The organism is Actinophytocola sp. (assembly GCF_035712165.1).
In the GTDB taxonomy this organism is placed as follows: Bacteria; Actinomycetota; Actinomycetes; order Mycobacteriales; family Pseudonocardiaceae; genus DASYTH01.
Map to the genome: position 1 here is coordinate 1 of NZ_DASTBH010000322.1, position 14,582 is coordinate 14,582.

Annotated in this window: 15 protein-coding genes; 6 read left to right on the forward strand and 9 right to left on the reverse strand. The window is 70.5% G+C overall.

The features are described from left to right. A partial coding sequence (locus tag VFO68_RS18070; protein WP_325159481.1) for a methyltransferase occupies window positions 1–775 on the reverse strand: 775 nt, incomplete at its 3' end. A gap of 218 nt (window positions 776–993) precedes the next feature. Between VFO68_RS18070 and VFO68_RS18075 the strand changes: the two genes are divergently transcribed. Genes VFO68_RS18075 through VFO68_RS18085 form a run of 3 tightly spaced genes read left to right on the forward strand, consistent with a single transcriptional unit; the run spans window position 994 to window position 4,777 of the window. After that, window positions 994–2,607, forward strand: a complete 1,614-nt coding sequence (locus VFO68_RS18075) for an FAD-dependent monooxygenase (RefSeq protein ID WP_325159482.1) — start codon at window positions 994–996, stop codon at window positions 2,605–2,607. A 6-nt stretch (window positions 2,608–2,613) separates the two neighbouring features. Next, entirely contained in the window at window positions 2,614–3,636 is a 1,023-nt protein-coding gene (locus VFO68_RS18080; protein ID WP_325159483.1) for a methyltransferase, read from the forward strand. Beyond that, on the forward strand, window positions 3,629–4,777 hold the full coding sequence (locus VFO68_RS18085; RefSeq protein WP_325159484.1) for an FAD-dependent oxidoreductase: 1,149 nt from the start codon (window positions 3,629–3,631) through the stop codon (window positions 4,775–4,777). Before VFO68_RS18080 ends, VFO68_RS18085 begins: the two co-directional genes overlap by 8 nt. Before the next feature lie 127 nt (window positions 4,778–4,904). Here the strand turns inward: VFO68_RS18085 and VFO68_RS18090 are convergent, their stop codons facing one another. Next, window positions 4,905–6,596 carry an MFS transporter gene (locus VFO68_RS18090; RefSeq protein WP_325159485.1) on the reverse strand — a complete coding sequence of 564 codons (1,692 nt, stop codon included), beginning with the start codon at window positions 6,594–6,596 and terminating at the stop codon, window positions 4,905–4,907. 266 nt (window positions 6,597–6,862) lie between these two features. On the opposite strand from VFO68_RS18090, the gene VFO68_RS18095 reads away from it, so the two are divergent. Then, complete coding sequence (locus VFO68_RS18095; RefSeq protein WP_325159486.1) at window positions 6,863–7,258, forward strand: VOC family protein; 396 nt, start codon at window positions 6,863–6,865, stop codon at window positions 7,256–7,258. A gap of 180 nt (window positions 7,259–7,438) precedes the next feature. On the opposite strand, the gene VFO68_RS18100 is transcribed toward VFO68_RS18095, so the two are convergent. Then, window positions 7,439–9,547: a multicopper oxidase family protein gene (locus VFO68_RS18100; protein WP_325159487.1), complete on the reverse strand. Its 2,109-nt coding sequence runs from the start codon at window positions 9,545–9,547 to the stop codon at window positions 7,439–7,441. A 160-nt stretch (window positions 9,548–9,707) separates the two neighbouring features. Between VFO68_RS18100 and VFO68_RS18105 the strand changes: the two genes are divergently transcribed. Beyond that, window positions 9,708–10,175 carry a VOC family protein gene (locus tag VFO68_RS18105; RefSeq protein WP_325159488.1) on the forward strand — a complete coding sequence of 156 codons (468 nt, stop codon included), beginning with the start codon at window positions 9,708–9,710 and terminating at the stop codon, window positions 10,173–10,175. 67 nt (window positions 10,176–10,242) lie between these two features. Here the strand turns inward: VFO68_RS18105 and VFO68_RS18110 are convergent, their stop codons facing one another. From VFO68_RS18110 to VFO68_RS18130, 5 genes are read right to left on the reverse strand one after another with little or no spacing between them, the layout of a single operon-like run. Beyond that, entirely contained in the window at window positions 10,243–10,698 is a 456-nt protein-coding gene (locus tag VFO68_RS18110) for a DUF1772 domain-containing protein (RefSeq protein ID WP_325159489.1), read from the reverse strand. Next, on the reverse strand, window positions 10,695–11,552 hold the full coding sequence (locus tag VFO68_RS18115; RefSeq protein WP_325159490.1) for an LLM class flavin-dependent oxidoreductase: 858 nt from the start codon (window positions 11,550–11,552) through the stop codon (window positions 10,695–10,697). Before VFO68_RS18115 ends, VFO68_RS18110 begins: the two co-directional genes overlap by 4 nt. A gap of 16 nt (window positions 11,553–11,568) precedes the next feature. Further along, window positions 11,569–12,483, reverse strand: coding sequence for an NAD(P)-dependent oxidoreductase (locus VFO68_RS18120; RefSeq protein WP_325159491.1), 915 nt, complete (start codon window positions 12,481–12,483; stop codon window positions 11,569–11,571). Window positions 12,484–12,485: 2 nt separating this feature from the next. Continuing rightward, window positions 12,486–12,866: a SchA/CurD-like domain-containing protein gene (locus VFO68_RS18125; protein WP_325159492.1), complete on the reverse strand. Its 381-nt coding sequence runs from the start codon at window positions 12,864–12,866 to the stop codon at window positions 12,486–12,488. Next, a complete protein-coding gene (locus tag VFO68_RS18130; protein WP_325159493.1) occupies window positions 12,866–13,603 on the reverse strand; it encodes an SDR family NAD(P)-dependent oxidoreductase in 738 nt (245 codons plus the stop codon). The genes VFO68_RS18125 and VFO68_RS18130 overlap by 1 nt, the downstream gene beginning before the upstream one ends. 110 nt (window positions 13,604–13,713) lie before the next feature. Between VFO68_RS18130 and VFO68_RS18135 the strand changes: the two genes are divergently transcribed. After that, window positions 13,714–14,244 carry a DinB family protein gene (locus VFO68_RS18135; RefSeq protein ID WP_325159494.1) on the forward strand — a complete coding sequence of 177 codons (531 nt, stop codon included), beginning with the start codon at window positions 13,714–13,716 and terminating at the stop codon, window positions 14,242–14,244. Window positions 14,245–14,247: 3 nt separating this feature from the next. On the opposite strand, the gene VFO68_RS18140 is transcribed toward VFO68_RS18135, so the two are convergent. Beyond that, a partial coding sequence (locus VFO68_RS18140) for an FAD-dependent oxidoreductase (RefSeq protein ID WP_325159495.1) occupies window positions 14,248–14,582 on the reverse strand: 335 nt, incomplete at its 5' end.

The window sequence follows — 14,582 nt, forward strand, 5'->3', positions numbered from 1 at the left end:
TCACCAGGAACCGGCGCTGGTCGGAGTCCCAGTCGTGCAGCACGTGGCCCATGACAGCGATGTCGGTCGACGGAAGTTCCGCGCCGTCCTCGAAGAACGACCCGCCGTGGAAGTGCACCTGGCCGGTCAGGCCGTACTGCGCGACCTTCTCGTCGAAGAACGGCTCCATCTGCGGCAGGTCGAACACGTGGCCCTCGAGGTGCGGCTGGGCCTTGACGATCTGCGAGCACAGGTTGCCGCGGCAGCCGCCGATGTCCAGCACCGAGGTGTAGTCGCCCCAACCGTCGTAGGCCTCGATCAGCTGCGGGCCGAGCACGTGGGTGAAGGCGTCCATCGAGTGGATGAACTGGGCCAGGATCTTCGGGTTCTGCACGACCTCGTCGAAGTCGCTGCCGGACTGCTGCTGGCCGGTGCGCAGCGCCTCGTCCAGCCGGCCGTACGCAGGGTAGAGATTCCGGTTGGAGCGCAACAGGAAGCCGCCGATGTAGGTCTGGCCGCCGGCGACCAGGTAGCGGTCCGCGCCGGGCGCGTTGGCGTAGCGGCCGTCGGTCACGGTCAGCAGGCCGAGTGCGCCGACCAGGTTCAGCCAGTCACCGAGCCCGCGCCCGTGCAGGTTGAGCTTGACGCGGATCTCCTCCTCGGAGAGCGGTCCGTCGTGCAGCAGGGTGAACAGCCCGAGCTCGACCGCGGTCAACACGGCCTTGGCGTCACAGAACAGGTTGCCCAGCCTCAGGATGCCTTCGGGTGTATTGGTATCCGGGGCGATGCTCGTCATGCGGACGACTCCTTCCACGGCGGCTTGGGTGGCGAGATCGCCATGCCGACTCGCGGGTCAGACTGGTCGCCGCCGTTGGTGGTCCGCTCAAAAGCCGTTGGAAATCCCGGTTCCTGCTTCCCCCGCCAGGGATTCTCGAGTTCGCTCCGGTACCTCCATACCTGTACCTCGCCCGGCGGCCCGGCCGACCCGTGGCTCCTTCTACCAGAGGAAAAAGCATGTATGACGTGAAGGTCCCGGTGCTGATCGTCGGTGGTGGGCCGGTCGGTCTGTCCACCGCTCTGTTCCTCGGACGCCACGGCGTGAACACGATGCTGGTGGAGAAGCGTGGTGCGACCTCGACTCTTCCGCGCGCTCCCGGGTTGCAGGCCCGCACCATGGAACTGTTCCGCGCGGCCGGTCTGCAGCCGGACATCCGGGCGCTGGAGATGGGCGACTCGCACGCCTACTTCGAGGGCGGCATCATCCAGGTGCGGACCTTCGCCGAGATCGACGACGCCATCACGGTGGAGGCCCCGTCGCTGGACGGCCCGCGGGTCAGCCCCGAGCGGGTGATGGGCTGCGGCCAGGACCGCTACGAGAAGGTGCTGGTGGCCAAGGCCGGGGAGAACGGCTGCGATGTGCAGTTCGAGACCCGCCTGATCGACGTCAAGCAGGACGACGAGGGCGTCACCGCGGTCATCGAGCACGTCGAGACGTTCGAGCGCAAGACGGTCCGGGCCGACTACCTGGTCGGCGCGGACGGCGCCGGCAGCTTCACCCGCCGGGCGCTCAAGGTCAAGCGGGACGGCCGGGGCACCGTGTTCAACGCGCTGTCCATCTACTTCCGGGCGCCCGAGCTCGAGGATCTGTTCAAGGGACGCAAGTTCATCCTCTGCTACGCGACCGCCGCGCCCGGCACGCTGATGGGCCTGTCCCGGCTGCACGGCTGCGACCCGTGGCTGGCCGCGCCGATCTACTTCCCGGACAAGGGCGAGAAGCCGTCGGACTTCACCGACGAGCGCTGCATCGACATCGTGCGCACCGCGGCCGGCAAGGCCGACATGCACGTCGAGATCATGGACAAGGTCCCGTGGGAGGGCGCTCAACTGGTCGCCGAGCGGTTCCGGATCGGCCGCGTCTTCCTGGCCGGCGACGCCGGGCACGTGCACCCGCCGGCCGGCGGTTTCGGCGCCAACACGGGCATCCACGACGCGCACAACCTGGCCTGGAAGCTGGCGGCGGTGCTCAAGGGCTGGGCCGGCGACGCGCTGCTGGACAGCTACGACGCGGAACGGCGCGGGGTCGGCGAGGCGATGGCCGAGCAGGCCATGGTGCGCAACCGGATCCGGCACGGCCACGCCGACGAGGAGACCACCCGGAAGATGGTCGACGACATCATCGTGACGTTGGGCTACCGCTACAAGTCCGACGCGCTCATCGGCGTCGAGGCGGACGCGCCGACGCTCACCCCGCAGCTGACCCTCACCGGCCAGCCCGGCACCCGCGCGCCGCACGTGTGGCTGGACCGCGACGGCGAGCGGATCTCCACCATCGACCTGTTCTGGGACAGCTTCGTGCTGCTGGCCGCGCCCGGCGGCGAGGCATGGGCGGACGCCGCCGAGCGGGCGGCCAAGGAGGCCGGCGTCCCGCTCAAGGCCTACATCGTCGGCCAGGGCGGCGACCTGACCGCCACCGACTGGGACTGGGCGCAGACCTACGGCCTGACCAACACCGGCGCGGTGCTGGTGCGGCCGGACGCGTTCGTCGCCTGGCGCTCTCCGGAGCTCGTCGAGGACCCGGACGCGGTGCTCGGCGACGTCGTCGCACGCGCGGCCGGCCTGAAGGGCTGAGGCGCCGTGACCGACAATCCTGGAGCGCTGCTGGGCCAGGCGATGGCTTTCCAGCAGGCCAAGCTGGTGCTGACCGGCCTGGAGATCGGCCTGTTCCAACTGCTGTCGGACGGTCCGGTGACCGAGCCGCGGATCCGGGCGCGGCTCGGTCTGCACCCGCGCGGCACCGGGCATTTCCTGCTGGCGCTGGTGGAGCTGGGCGTGCTGCGGCGGGACGGCGACGCCTTCGCCAACACCGAAGCCGTGCAACGCTTTCTGGTGCCCGGCCAGAGTGACGGCTACATGGGCGGGTTCCTGACCGCAGCCAACCGGGTCATGTACCCGGCCTGGGGACGGCTCGCCGACGCGCTGCGCACCGGCGAGCCCCAGGCGGCCACCTACACCGGCGAGCAGGACATGTTCGACCAGCTCTACGGAAACGAGGAGAAGAAGAGCGACTTCGTCAGCATGGCCGAGGACGCCAGCCGTCCGCTGATCCCCGCGCTGGCCGAGGCGTTCGACTGGGGCGCGCACCGCTCGGTGCTGGAGCTGGGCGGCTGCCGGGGCAACGTGCTGGCCCACATCGTGCGCCAGCACCCGCATCTGGACGGCACGGTGCTCGACCTGCCGCAGTTGGAGCCCGCGTTCGACGAGCACATGGCCAACCTCGGCATGACCGGCAAGCTTCGCTTCCACAGCGCGGACTTCTTCAACGACGAGCTGCCCAGACACGACGTCCTGGCCATCGGGCACTGCATGGTGGACTGGACCGACGACCAGCGGGCGGCGCTGATCAAGAACGTCTTCCCGGCGGTCAAACCGGGCGGCGCGTTCCTGGTCTGGGACCCGATCATCGTCGACGGCGCGGACAGCTACCTGCGTAACCTGGTGCGCAGCCTGAACCTGCAGCTGATGACCCCGCACGGGGTGAACTACCGGCTGGCTCCGTTCACCGAGTCGTTGCGGGAAGCCGGTTTCGACGAGGTGACCCACCGGTCGATCGGCAACGACGTCACGCTCGTGGTGGCGCGGAAGCAATCCGATGGCTGACTCGCCACGGCGGGCGCTGATCATAGGGTGTGGAATTTCCGGTCCGGTGCTGGCGATGTTCCTGCACCGGGCCGGTTTCCGTCCGGTCGTCTACGAGCGCCGGTCCGAGTCGGTCTCCGGTGGCGGCGGCTCGTTCAACCTGGCGCCCAACGGCCTGGACGTGCTGCGTACCCTCGGCCTGGCCGACGAGGTGCTCACGGTCGCCCATCCCACCGAGCGCATCGCGTTCCACAACCACAAGGGCCGCCAGCTCGGCATCAACCCCGAGCACACCATTCTGGTCGATCGTGGTGAGCTGCAACGGATCCTGGTCGACGCGGCCCGCCGAACCGGTGTGCCGCTCGAGTTCGGCCGCAACCTCACCGCGGTGGAGGATCCGGGCTCGGGCCCCGTCACCGCCCGGTTCGACGACGGTTCCCGCGCCGAGGGCGACCTGCTGATCGGCTGCGACGGGCTGCGCTCGCAGGTCCGTCGGGCGGTGGCCCCGGACGCGCCCGAGCCGTCCTACACCGGCATCATCGACTGCGGCGGCTACAGCGACCTGCCCGGCCGGCTGCCCGCCGACGGCGTCATGCGCATGACGTTCGGCCTGCGCGGGTTCTTCGGCTACCAACCCCTCCCCGGGGGAAAGGTGTTCTGGTTCCAGAACTCCGCCGCCCCGGACGACGCCGCCGTGCGGTCCCTCACCCCCGACCAGTGGCGGGACCGCCTGCTGGCCGTCCACCGCGATGACCACGCGCCGATCCCGGACATCCTGGCCGCGAGCGACGAGGTCGACCGGTTCGCCGTCTACGAGGCCCCACCGGTGCCGGCCTGGAGCCGGGGCCGGCTCGTGCTCGTCGGCGACGCCGCCCACGCCATGGCCCCGCACACCGGCCAGGGCGCCAGCATGGCCCTGGAGGACGCGGTCACCCTGGCCCGGTGCCTGCGGGACAACACGTCGATCGCCGACGCCTGCGCGGCTTACCAGGCCGACCGCAAACCCCGCGTCGACCACGTCATCCGCCAGACCCGCCAGACCGGCGCCCAGAAGACCCCCGGCCCCGTCGCCCGGGCCATGCGCGACCTCATCCTGCCGCTCTTCCTGAAGAAGGCCGTGGGCCAGACCACGGCCCTCTACGACCACCACATCGCCTTCTGACCCTGACCCGTGCCGGAGCCGGCGACCCGCTCGCCGGCTCCGGCACTTTCGCATGGTCGAGTCAGCGACTCGCATGAGTAGGCCCCGGCGGGGGGAGCACCGCCGGGGCCTTCGGGGTGGAAGTGGGTCAGCCGACGACCCACTCGTTGGCCTGTTCGATGCGGCGAGGCATCAGTTGGCAGATCAGTGCGGTGAGGACCAGTGCGCCCGCGGCGAACCAGACGAAGAAGCGGAACGCCTCACTGAAGGCGTCGGCCTTGGCCTGGTTGGCGGTCGTGGCGATGGCCTGACCCGCGGCGGGGTTGGCCGCCGCCGCCTGGGTGCAGCTGGCCGGCGTCGTGGCCGGGTCCTTGGCGGCCAGGCGGTCGACGAAGCAGTCGCGGGTGCCGGACACGGTCGCCGCGGCGGCCTCGCTGCTGACCCCGGCGCTGGTGAGGGCGCCCTGCAGCTGACCGGCCTTGGCGTCGAAGGACTGGCCGGCGCCGGAGACCAGGATGTTGAAGAACAGCACACCGAGCACGGCCACTCCGGTCGCCGAGCCGATCTGCAGGGCCGCCGACAGCGAACCGGACGCGGCGCCGGCATCGCTGTAGTCGACCTTGGCGCCGGCGATGGTGAACGCCGGACCGATCAGGAAGCCCATCCCGATACCGAACAGCAGCAGGCCGGGGACCAGCTCGAGCCAGCCAAGCGTGGCGTCCGATGTGGACCAGGCGATCCACACCATGGACACCGCCATGATGATCGCGCCGAGCGCCGGCACGTTGCGGCCCAGCTTGGCCACCATCGCGTTGCCCATGCCGGCCGAGATGCCGCCGCCGACCGCCCAGGGCAGGAACGCCAGGCCGGTCTTGATCGGGCTGTAGTCGTAGCCGATCTGCAGCAGGATCGACAGGGCCACCGAGAACCCGATCATCGCCGCGTCCAGCACCAGCAGCACGACCAGACCGGCGGTGAACCCACGATCCTTGAACAGCCGCAACGGAACCAGCGCCGAACCATCCCGGCGGTCCTTGGCCCGGGCGTGCAGCACGTAGACGCCCAGCACGAACGGGCAGGCGACCAGGGACAGGAACATCCACGCCGGCCAGCCCTGCTCGGTGCCCTGAACCAGCGGGAAGAGCAGCATCAGCAGGCTGAGCGTGATCAGCACGACGCCGATCAGGTCCATCTTCAGCGGCCGGTCGGACTTGGTCTCCGGCACCAGGGCGCCGGCGGCGAAGAAGGCGATGATGCCGATCGGGACGTTGACCAGGAAGATGCCGCGCCAGCCGAGGCCGAACACGTCGTAGCTGACGAACAGGCCGCCGAGCAGGGGTCCGGCCACCGCGGCCAGGCCGGCGATGGCGCCGTAGGCGCCGCTGGCCGAGGCGCGCTCCTTGGGCGGGAACACGGCGAACACGGTGGCCATGATCTGCGGCACCATCAGCGCCGCGGCCGCGCCCTGCAGCAGCCGGGAGGCGACCAGCATCTCCGGCGACTGGGCCAGGCCGCACAGCGCCGAGGTGGCGGTGAACGTCGCGATGCCCACCATGAAGATCCGCTTGCGGCCGAACCGGTCGCCCAGCCGGCCACCGGTGATCAGACCGAGGCCGAAGGCCAGCGTGTAGCCGGCTGTCAGCCACTGCGTGGCCGCGTAGCTGGCGCCGAGATCCGCTCGAATGGCGGGCAGCGCCACCGTGACGATGGTGGCGTCCAGGAGGTCCATGAATGCGGCCGCCAGCAATACGAACAGCGCGAGCCAGCGCTTCGGATAAGCGTTTTGTCCAGCCGAGTCGTCATCCCAGACTTGGTTGGCTTCGGGCGTGGTGGTCGTCATTGGGCTATTCGCTCCCTCTGCGTGCTCAGCAGGTTGCCAGCGGTGACAGATGACTATGACGGCGAATGGTCAGTCCTCACACGTAATGGTAGCAACCAGCACTCGAGGGTGGGTCGAATTGTTGACCATTCGAGACGTGCGCCCCAGTTATAACGCGGCCGGCTCGAAAATGGGTGCTACGCCGAGTCGCCCTGGACGACGCCTCGAGTTGAGCGCCGTATCTCTTGACTCTGCACGCGGTTAACCGTACAGAGAGAGGCGCATACATGCTTACCGGCATCAACAAGGTTTTCACGTTCGTGGATGACCGGGTAAAGGCCAGGGACTTCTGGGTGAAGAAGATGGGCTTTATCCTGTACCGCGACTTCGGCGACTGCCCCGGCCAGGACTGGGTCGAGATCCTTGCCCCGGACCAGCGGGCCGGCATCGTGGTCGCGCCCCGTCCCGAGGGCATGCCGAGCACCGCTGGCCAGCTGTCCTACCTGGCGTTCTGGTGCGAGGACGTCCGCGAGAAGCGGGCCGAGCTCGAGGCGCGCGGCGTCAAGTTCGTCGACGAGATCGTCGAGGAGAGCTGGGGCCTGTCCACCACCTTCGAGGACGACGAGGGCACCCAGTTCAACCTGAGCGAGCGCAAGGAGATCGTGACCGACTTCGCCGCCTGACGGTCACACGGAAAACGGTGGTGCACCCGAGCGGTGCACCACCGTTTCCGCCTCTCCGGAATTTATATGCGGTCGTTGCGTTCCGGGGAACGGTGCGGATGGCCGGTGGATTGTGGCTGGGTGCCGTCACGGTCCCCTGAGGTGGCGGTGGTCGGGCACGAAATTCCCACGAACATCCGCTTAATCTGGGTGGTTGTGGGCGGTGCCGCCGACCTGGTAGGGGGAGCTCACGTTCTGATAGGCGAGATGCAGCACCATGCCGAGCCTGGTGTGCAGGAAGTTGTGGCAGTGGTCCATCCACACGCCGGGGTTGTCGGCCCGGAACCCGATTTCGTAGCGGTCGCCGGGCCGGACGTTGACGGTGTCCAGCCAGATCGGGCTCCCGGACGGTCGGTTGCCATTCTTGCTGAGCACCAGGAAATGGTGCCCGTGGATATGCATCGGATGGTCCTCGTCGCCCCGGTTCAGGAACGTCATCCGGATCAGCTCGCCCTCCCGCACCATGTGCATGGGAGCATCCGGAAACACCTGGCCGTTGATCGTCTGGCGCAACGCGAACGCGCCGTTGTAGAACCCGAGCCAGACGTCGAACACGAGTGAGAAGGTCCGGTCGAACGAGCTGCCGGCGTCGAACGGGGTGGCCGCGGGCGCGCCGTAGCCCAACATGTCCAGCACCGGCCCCGAGGTGTCGGCCGCGACCTCGCCGCGCCCGTCGGCGGAGAACGCGATTCCGGCGTCGGGATAGGACGCCTCGGCGACCCGCACCGGGGTGGCCGGCATGGTGAACTCGACGTCGTAGCGGTTGGCCCCGCCCAGCTCGAGCCGGGCGCCGCTGACCTCACCCGGCTCGTTGAGGTCGGTGCCGTCGTAGGCGGTCACCCGGTACGGCACCCCGGTCACCGTGACCCACTTGGTGGTCTGCCCGGAGTTGATCAAGCGCAGCCGGACTTTGGTGCCCGGGGCGAGCGGCCGGTGCTGCAGCGTGTCCGACTCGCCGAGCGTGCTGACCCGGCCCCGGTCGGCGGTGTCCCAGTCGTGCAGCAGCACCGGGATGTCGGTGTCCACGGCCCGCTTCGGCTCCCGCGGCTCGATCACCAGCGGTCCGAACAACCCGCGGATCACCTGCTCGGAGGCCTGCTGGTGGGAGTGGTACCAGCGGGTGCCGGTCTCCGTGGCCCGCCACCGGTAGGTGTAGCTCTGTCCGGGCGCGACCGCGTCCTGGGTGACTCCGGCGACGCCGTCCTCCCCGTTGGGCACGTCCACCCCGTGCCAGTGGATCGTCACCGGCATGTCCGCAAGCTTGTTGACCAGGGTGACCTGGACCAGGTCACCCTCCCGCACCCGCAGTTCCGGGCCGGGCACCTGGCCGTTGAAGGTCCACGCGTCGACCGTCGCGCCGGAGCCGAGCCGCACCTGCTTGGGCTCGGCGGTGAGGGTGAACGTGCGGTCCGGCACCCCGTCCCGCGGCCCCTTCATCTGATCGACGCTGACCGTCTCGCCGGCGCCGCCGGCCGAACCGGGTCCGCCGCCCGCGTGCCCGGAGTGCGCGGCGGTGTCGAACTCCGCGCCGCCGCCGAAGTCGTGGTTGCCCTGCATCATGCTGAAGGTCTCGGGCAGCGCGCTGTTCTGGATCCCGACCATCGACAGCGCCGCGAGCACCAGGAGCACCACCGCCGTCACCCCGAGCCGGACCAGCCGGACCCGCCCCCGGCTCGGCAGGCTCGGGTTCGCCCCGGCCAGCCGGGCGTACCGGCGGCGGGCCCGGACCACCAGGACGGCGCTCAGCAGGCCCAGCAGCACCGCGGTGACCAGAAAGGTCGCCACGGCGGCCTGGTAGGGCGGCAGGTAGCGCTCGAGCATGCCGGGCAGCGCGGCCAGCGCGGCCACCTGGACCGGAAGCACCAGGGCGGGTTCGTAGGCCGCGGCGCGCTGCGCGTCCGTCGGGGCCTGGGCCCGGTCGTCGTAGGTCAGCCGCCGCAGCGGCCGCAGCCGGGGCAGCGTGAGCGCCAGCACCGGGATCGTGGCCAGCACCATGAACGTCAGGGTGCCGAGCTTGCGGTCGCTGACGAACATCCAGTCCAGAGTGGCCAGCCCGATGCACGCGGCGATCCGGCCGGCCACCAGGACCCCGGCGATCACGATCAGCACGTGCCCCGCCTTGGCCAGCACCCGCATCCGGCGAACGGTCTTGCGGGTGTGCATCCGTCCGAGCACGACGACCGCCGCCACCCAGAGCGGCAGCAGGAGCAGCGAACAGATGAAGTCGAGCAGGTCAACCGTCGGGTACACGATTCAACTCCCCGGTCGTAGCCACACGGCGAACAAGACGAAAAGGACCAACCTTCACCGTGGCAGGCCACACTCGCGGGCGGGCCGCGAGCCACTCGAACCCCACCGCCGTCGAGCGGGCCTGGACGGCGGCGCGATCCCGGCTGCCTACCGTGCCCCCGTGACCAGTACGAACAATGTCCGGCTCGGCCAGCCCACCCTGTACGCCACGGACGTCGAGGCGACCGCCGCCTTCTACCGGCGCGTCGGGTTCGAGGAGGCCTACCGGTTCCCGCCGACCGGCGACACACCGCCGGCGTTCATCTGCCTGAACCGCGGCACCTTCTACCTCACGATCTCGCAGATCGACGTGATCCGGCAGCAGACCGGGCTGCCCAAGGTCGGCCGGACGACCAACCGGGCGTTCGACATCACGGTCATCGTCACCGACGTCGACGGTGTGGTCGCGGACCTGGCGCGGGCCGGCGCCCGGGTGCTGGTGGAGCCGCGGGACCAGCCCTGGGGCGACCGGCACGCCTACGTGACCGACCCGGACGGCAACTACGTCCAGATCACCACGCACGCCGACCACGACATCAGCCAGTTCAGCGAGTATCAGCCGGAGTGGGACACCCCGGCGGCTTCCTGACCGGACCGCGATCGGCGGCACGGCACCAGTACAAGCCGGACTGGGAGACGCCGGCCGCGTCCTGAGCTCAGAGCAGGCCGAGGGCGGTGGCGTTGACCGCCACCGCCAGCACGGCCAGCGCCGTGCGCAGGTAGTGGAACCGGCGCCAGAGCGGGCGCGGGTCGTGCCAGTCGGCCGGAATGTTCTCCGGGTCGACCTTCTTCACCGCCCGGTTGATCGGCACGTTGCACCAGTGCGACACCACCGACACCCCGGCCAGCAGCAGGGCGCCCAGCACGAAGAGGGTCAGCGGCACGCCGGGCGGGCCGAGCACGGCCAGCACGATGTCCACCGCCAGCGAGGTGAGCACGATGATCGGCATCATCGGGTCCCAGTTGCGCCCGATCAGCTCGGCGGAGTAGATGTAGCGCCCGGTCGGCATGACGAAGAACGCGGGCAGCACGCTCACCGCGAACCCGAACAGCACCCCCGCGACCACTCCGCTGGTCACCACCACGAGGACGGCGAGCACGTCCACGATCACCGCGGCACCGCCTCGGCCAGCAGGTCGACCTGGGCGGGCTCGGGCACGCAGGGGAACAGGATCAGCTCGTCGCAGCCGGCCTCGGCGTAGCCGGCGACCGCGTCGCGCAGCCGGCCGCCGTCCGCGATCACGCCCCGGGCCAGGTACTCCGCTTTCGGCCCCACGTAGGAGTAGTAGTGCCGCAGGTAGTCGCCGGCCCGCGCCGCCCCGTCCGGGCCGAGGCTGACGTAGCACAGCGACACCAGGTGCGGGCGGCCCTCGCGGCCGGCGTCGGCCCAGGCCTGGAGGGACTGCCGGACCAGGTCGGCGTAGGCGGTGACCGAGCCGCCGCCGGCGATCCAGCCGTCGCCGTGCGCCGCGGCCCGGCGCATCGCGGCCGGGGAGTGGCCGCCGAACAGCAGCCGGGGCGCGCCTTTCGGTGGTGTCGGGCCGATTCCGGGCACCCGGCCCTCGTCCGCCCACACCGCGCGCAGCTCCGCGACGATCGCGTCCAACCGCCGGCCGCGGTCGTGGTAGGTGGTGCCGGCGGCGAGGTAGTCGTCCTCGCGGCCACCCGCGGCGAGCCCCACGCTGAGCCGGCCGCCCGAGATGTGGTCGATGGTGGCCAGCTGTTTGGCCAGCAGCGTGGCACTCGGCCGGTAGGACGCGATCAGGATCGAGGTGGTGAGCCGGATCCGCTCGGTCACGGCGGCCGCGGCGGCGAGCGCGATCAGCGGTTCGTAGTTGTCGTAGACCAGGCGGTCCAGCACGCCGAGCCCGGCGAAACCGTGCGCCTCGGCCCGCCGGGCGAACCCGGTGAGGCTGGGACCGTCGACTCCGGGAACCGTGGTCGGCAACCCGACTGAAATGTCCATTATGGACGCTCCCTCGTCACGCCGCCGACTCCTCTTCGCCGATCAGCTTGGCCGAGGGCGGGTCGGCCTTCGCCACCAGCTCGGCGACCACCGCCGCGTCCTCGTCCCCCCGGCCGGCGGAGATCACCTCGGCGAACCGCCGCGCCGACGCGGCGACCAGCGGCAGGGCCACGCCGTGCACCGCGGCCTCCTCGGTGGCCAGGGTCAGGTCCTTCTGCATCAGCACGGTGCGGAACCCGGCCGGGGTGTACTCCCGGCGCCGCATGAACTCCGCCCGGAAGCTCAGGATCGGTGAGCGCCAGCCGCTGTTGTCCAGCGCGCCCAGCAGGAGTTCGCGGTCCAGCCCGGCGGACTCGGCGAACGACACGGTCTCGGCCAGCGCCGCCGTCTGGATCCCGAGCAGCAGGTTGAACGCGAGCTTGAGGGTGCCGGCCCGGCCGGACGGCCCGAGGTAGCGGATCTCCTGGCTGAGCGCGCCGAGCACGTCCCGCACACCGTCCACATCGGACTCGTTGCCGGCGGCGAACACGCGCAGCTGGCCGGTTCTGGCCATCGCCGGGTTGCCGATCACACACGCCTCGACCCGGCGCACGCCGGAGGCGGCCAGCCTGATCGCGGTGTTGTGCGCGAAGGACGGCGAGACCGTCGAGGTGTCCACGACCGTGGTGCCGGGCGCCAGCCGGTCGACCACCTCACCGAACAGCACCGCCTCGACGGCGTACTCGTCGGCCAGGCTGAGCACCACGACCGGCGCGCCGGCCCCGGCGTCGCCCGCCGACGCGGCGAGCACCGCGCCCGCCTGCACCAGGGGCTGCGCCTTGGCGGCCGTCCGGTTGTAGATGGTGACCTGGTGCCCGGCGTCGAGCAACGCGCGGGCCATGCCGGAGCCCATCCCGCCGAGGCCGATGACGGCGACTGGTCGGGTAGCCACGATCAGCCCCCGACCCGGTGGGTGTCGACGGACAACTGGGAGATGCACCGCATCGTGGCGTCCCGGAAGTAGGCGCCGAAGCCCTCGGCGGTGCTGGTGTCGCGCTGCTCGGCCAGGTACGGCGCGAGCTTCTCCTCGATCAGGTGCACGCCCCGCTGCGCGGCCATGTGCCCGGCGATGGCGGCGAACTCGCCCTCGTAGTGGATGACCCGCACCATCACGTCGTCCTTGATGAACACGGCGGTGCCGAGCAGCCGGCCCGCCTGCTCGCCCTGGCCGTCCTGGTAGTCGGGCCGGTTCACCCGCTGGAACCCGGCGAAGATCTCGGCGATCTCGTCCTCGTGCCCGGGCTTGACCCGGTAGGTGATGGCCGCGAAAGGCATCAGACGCCTCCGTCCACGTTGAGGGTGACCCCGCTGATGTAGCGGGAGGTGTCGCCGACCAGGAACAGGACCGCACCGGCGACGTCCTCCGGCTGGCAGATCCGGCCCAGGGCGGTCATTCCGACGATCCGCTCGACGGCCGCCGGCGGCAGCCCGGCGCCCGGCTCGGTCTCGGTGAGCCCGGGGGCGACCGTGTTGACCCGGATCGCGCGCGGCCCCAACTCCTTGCACAGCGCGCGGGTCAGTCCGATCAGGGCCGCCTTGGACGCGGTGTAGTGCACGCCGAGCACCCGGCCGCGCAGCGCGACCGACGACCCGACGTTGACCACCGAGGCCCCGTCGCTCAGCAGTTCCAGCATGGCCTGGGTGACCAGGTAGGCGGAGGTCACGTTGTGGTCGACGACCCGGTGCCACTCCTCCTCGACCATCTCGCCGAACGGCACATGGCCGTCCACGCCGACGTTGTTGACCACCGCGTCCAGGCCGCCGAGCTCGTCGCCGCAGGTCTTGGCGAGCTGGGCGACCTCGGCTCCGCTGGTCACGTCCGCCCGGACCACGCGGAACTGGCCGCCGATCTCCTTCAGCGCCCGCTCCAGGCTCGCCGCGTCCTCGCTGTCGGTGCGGTGCACCGCGACGACGGCCGCCCCGGCCTCGGCGAGGGCCAGCACGGTGGCCCGACCGATCCCTTTGGTCCCACCGGTGACGAGCACCCGCTTGCCGGCCAGTCCCTGATCCACCGGAGCTCCCTTCGACGGCTGTGGTACAGCAGAATCGTCGCGAACCGGATTCGGGGTGGGCTCGAACCAGGGTCGAGTGCCCGGCGGCCGCGCCGGGTTACCGTCGGCACATGAACTCGTCGCATGAGGACCTGATCGAGCTGTTCGGCTTTGTTTGGCAGCGGTTTCGGCGGCGGATGGACGGGCTGACCGACGCCGAGTACTTCTGGGAGCCGGTGCCCGACTGCCGCACCGTGCGGTCCACTGTGGAGGGTCTGGCCCGCTCGGACGGGCCGGCCCAGCAGGGTGACCACAGCCTGTTCACCACGCTCGCCTGGCGCCTGTGCCACATCGTGGATCTGTTGTGGGAGGACCGCACCGGACCGTGGCTGGGGCAGCCGGACGCGCCCCGGCGCGGCCGGCGCGGCGACGCCGGCACCGCCGCCGAGGTGTTGATCCATCTCGACCAGGCCTACGCGAGCTGGCACCGGCTGCTGCTCGCCTGTGCCGAGCCGGCGTTGCAGGAGCCGATCGGGCCGGTGGGCGGCCTCTACGCGGAGTCGACCCGCCGCTCGTTCGCGCTGCACATCCTGGACGAGCTGATCCACCACGGCGCCGAGGCGGCCCTGCTGCGCGATCTGTACCTGGCCAGCAAGGCCTGATCCTCAGTCATTTCCGTAGTTTCGGAACGCCCGGCGCTTGAGCGGGGGAACCAGGTCGAACACCCGTAGCACGGTCTTGAACATGAACCGGCTGGCCCGGCTCTCACTGACGAACTGCTGCGCGCTGCGCAGCGAGTCGCGGACCGCCTTGAACCCGTACTCGCGCATCTGCCGCTCGTAGTCGCCGATCGCGCCGACCACGTCCCGCTCGCCCCGCGCCACGGCCACCAGGTTGCGGCACAACAGCTCCGCGTCCCGCAACGCCACGTTCGCCCCGATCCCCTGCATCGGCGTCATGCTGTGGATCGCATCCCCGATCAGCGTCACGTTCGTGCTCG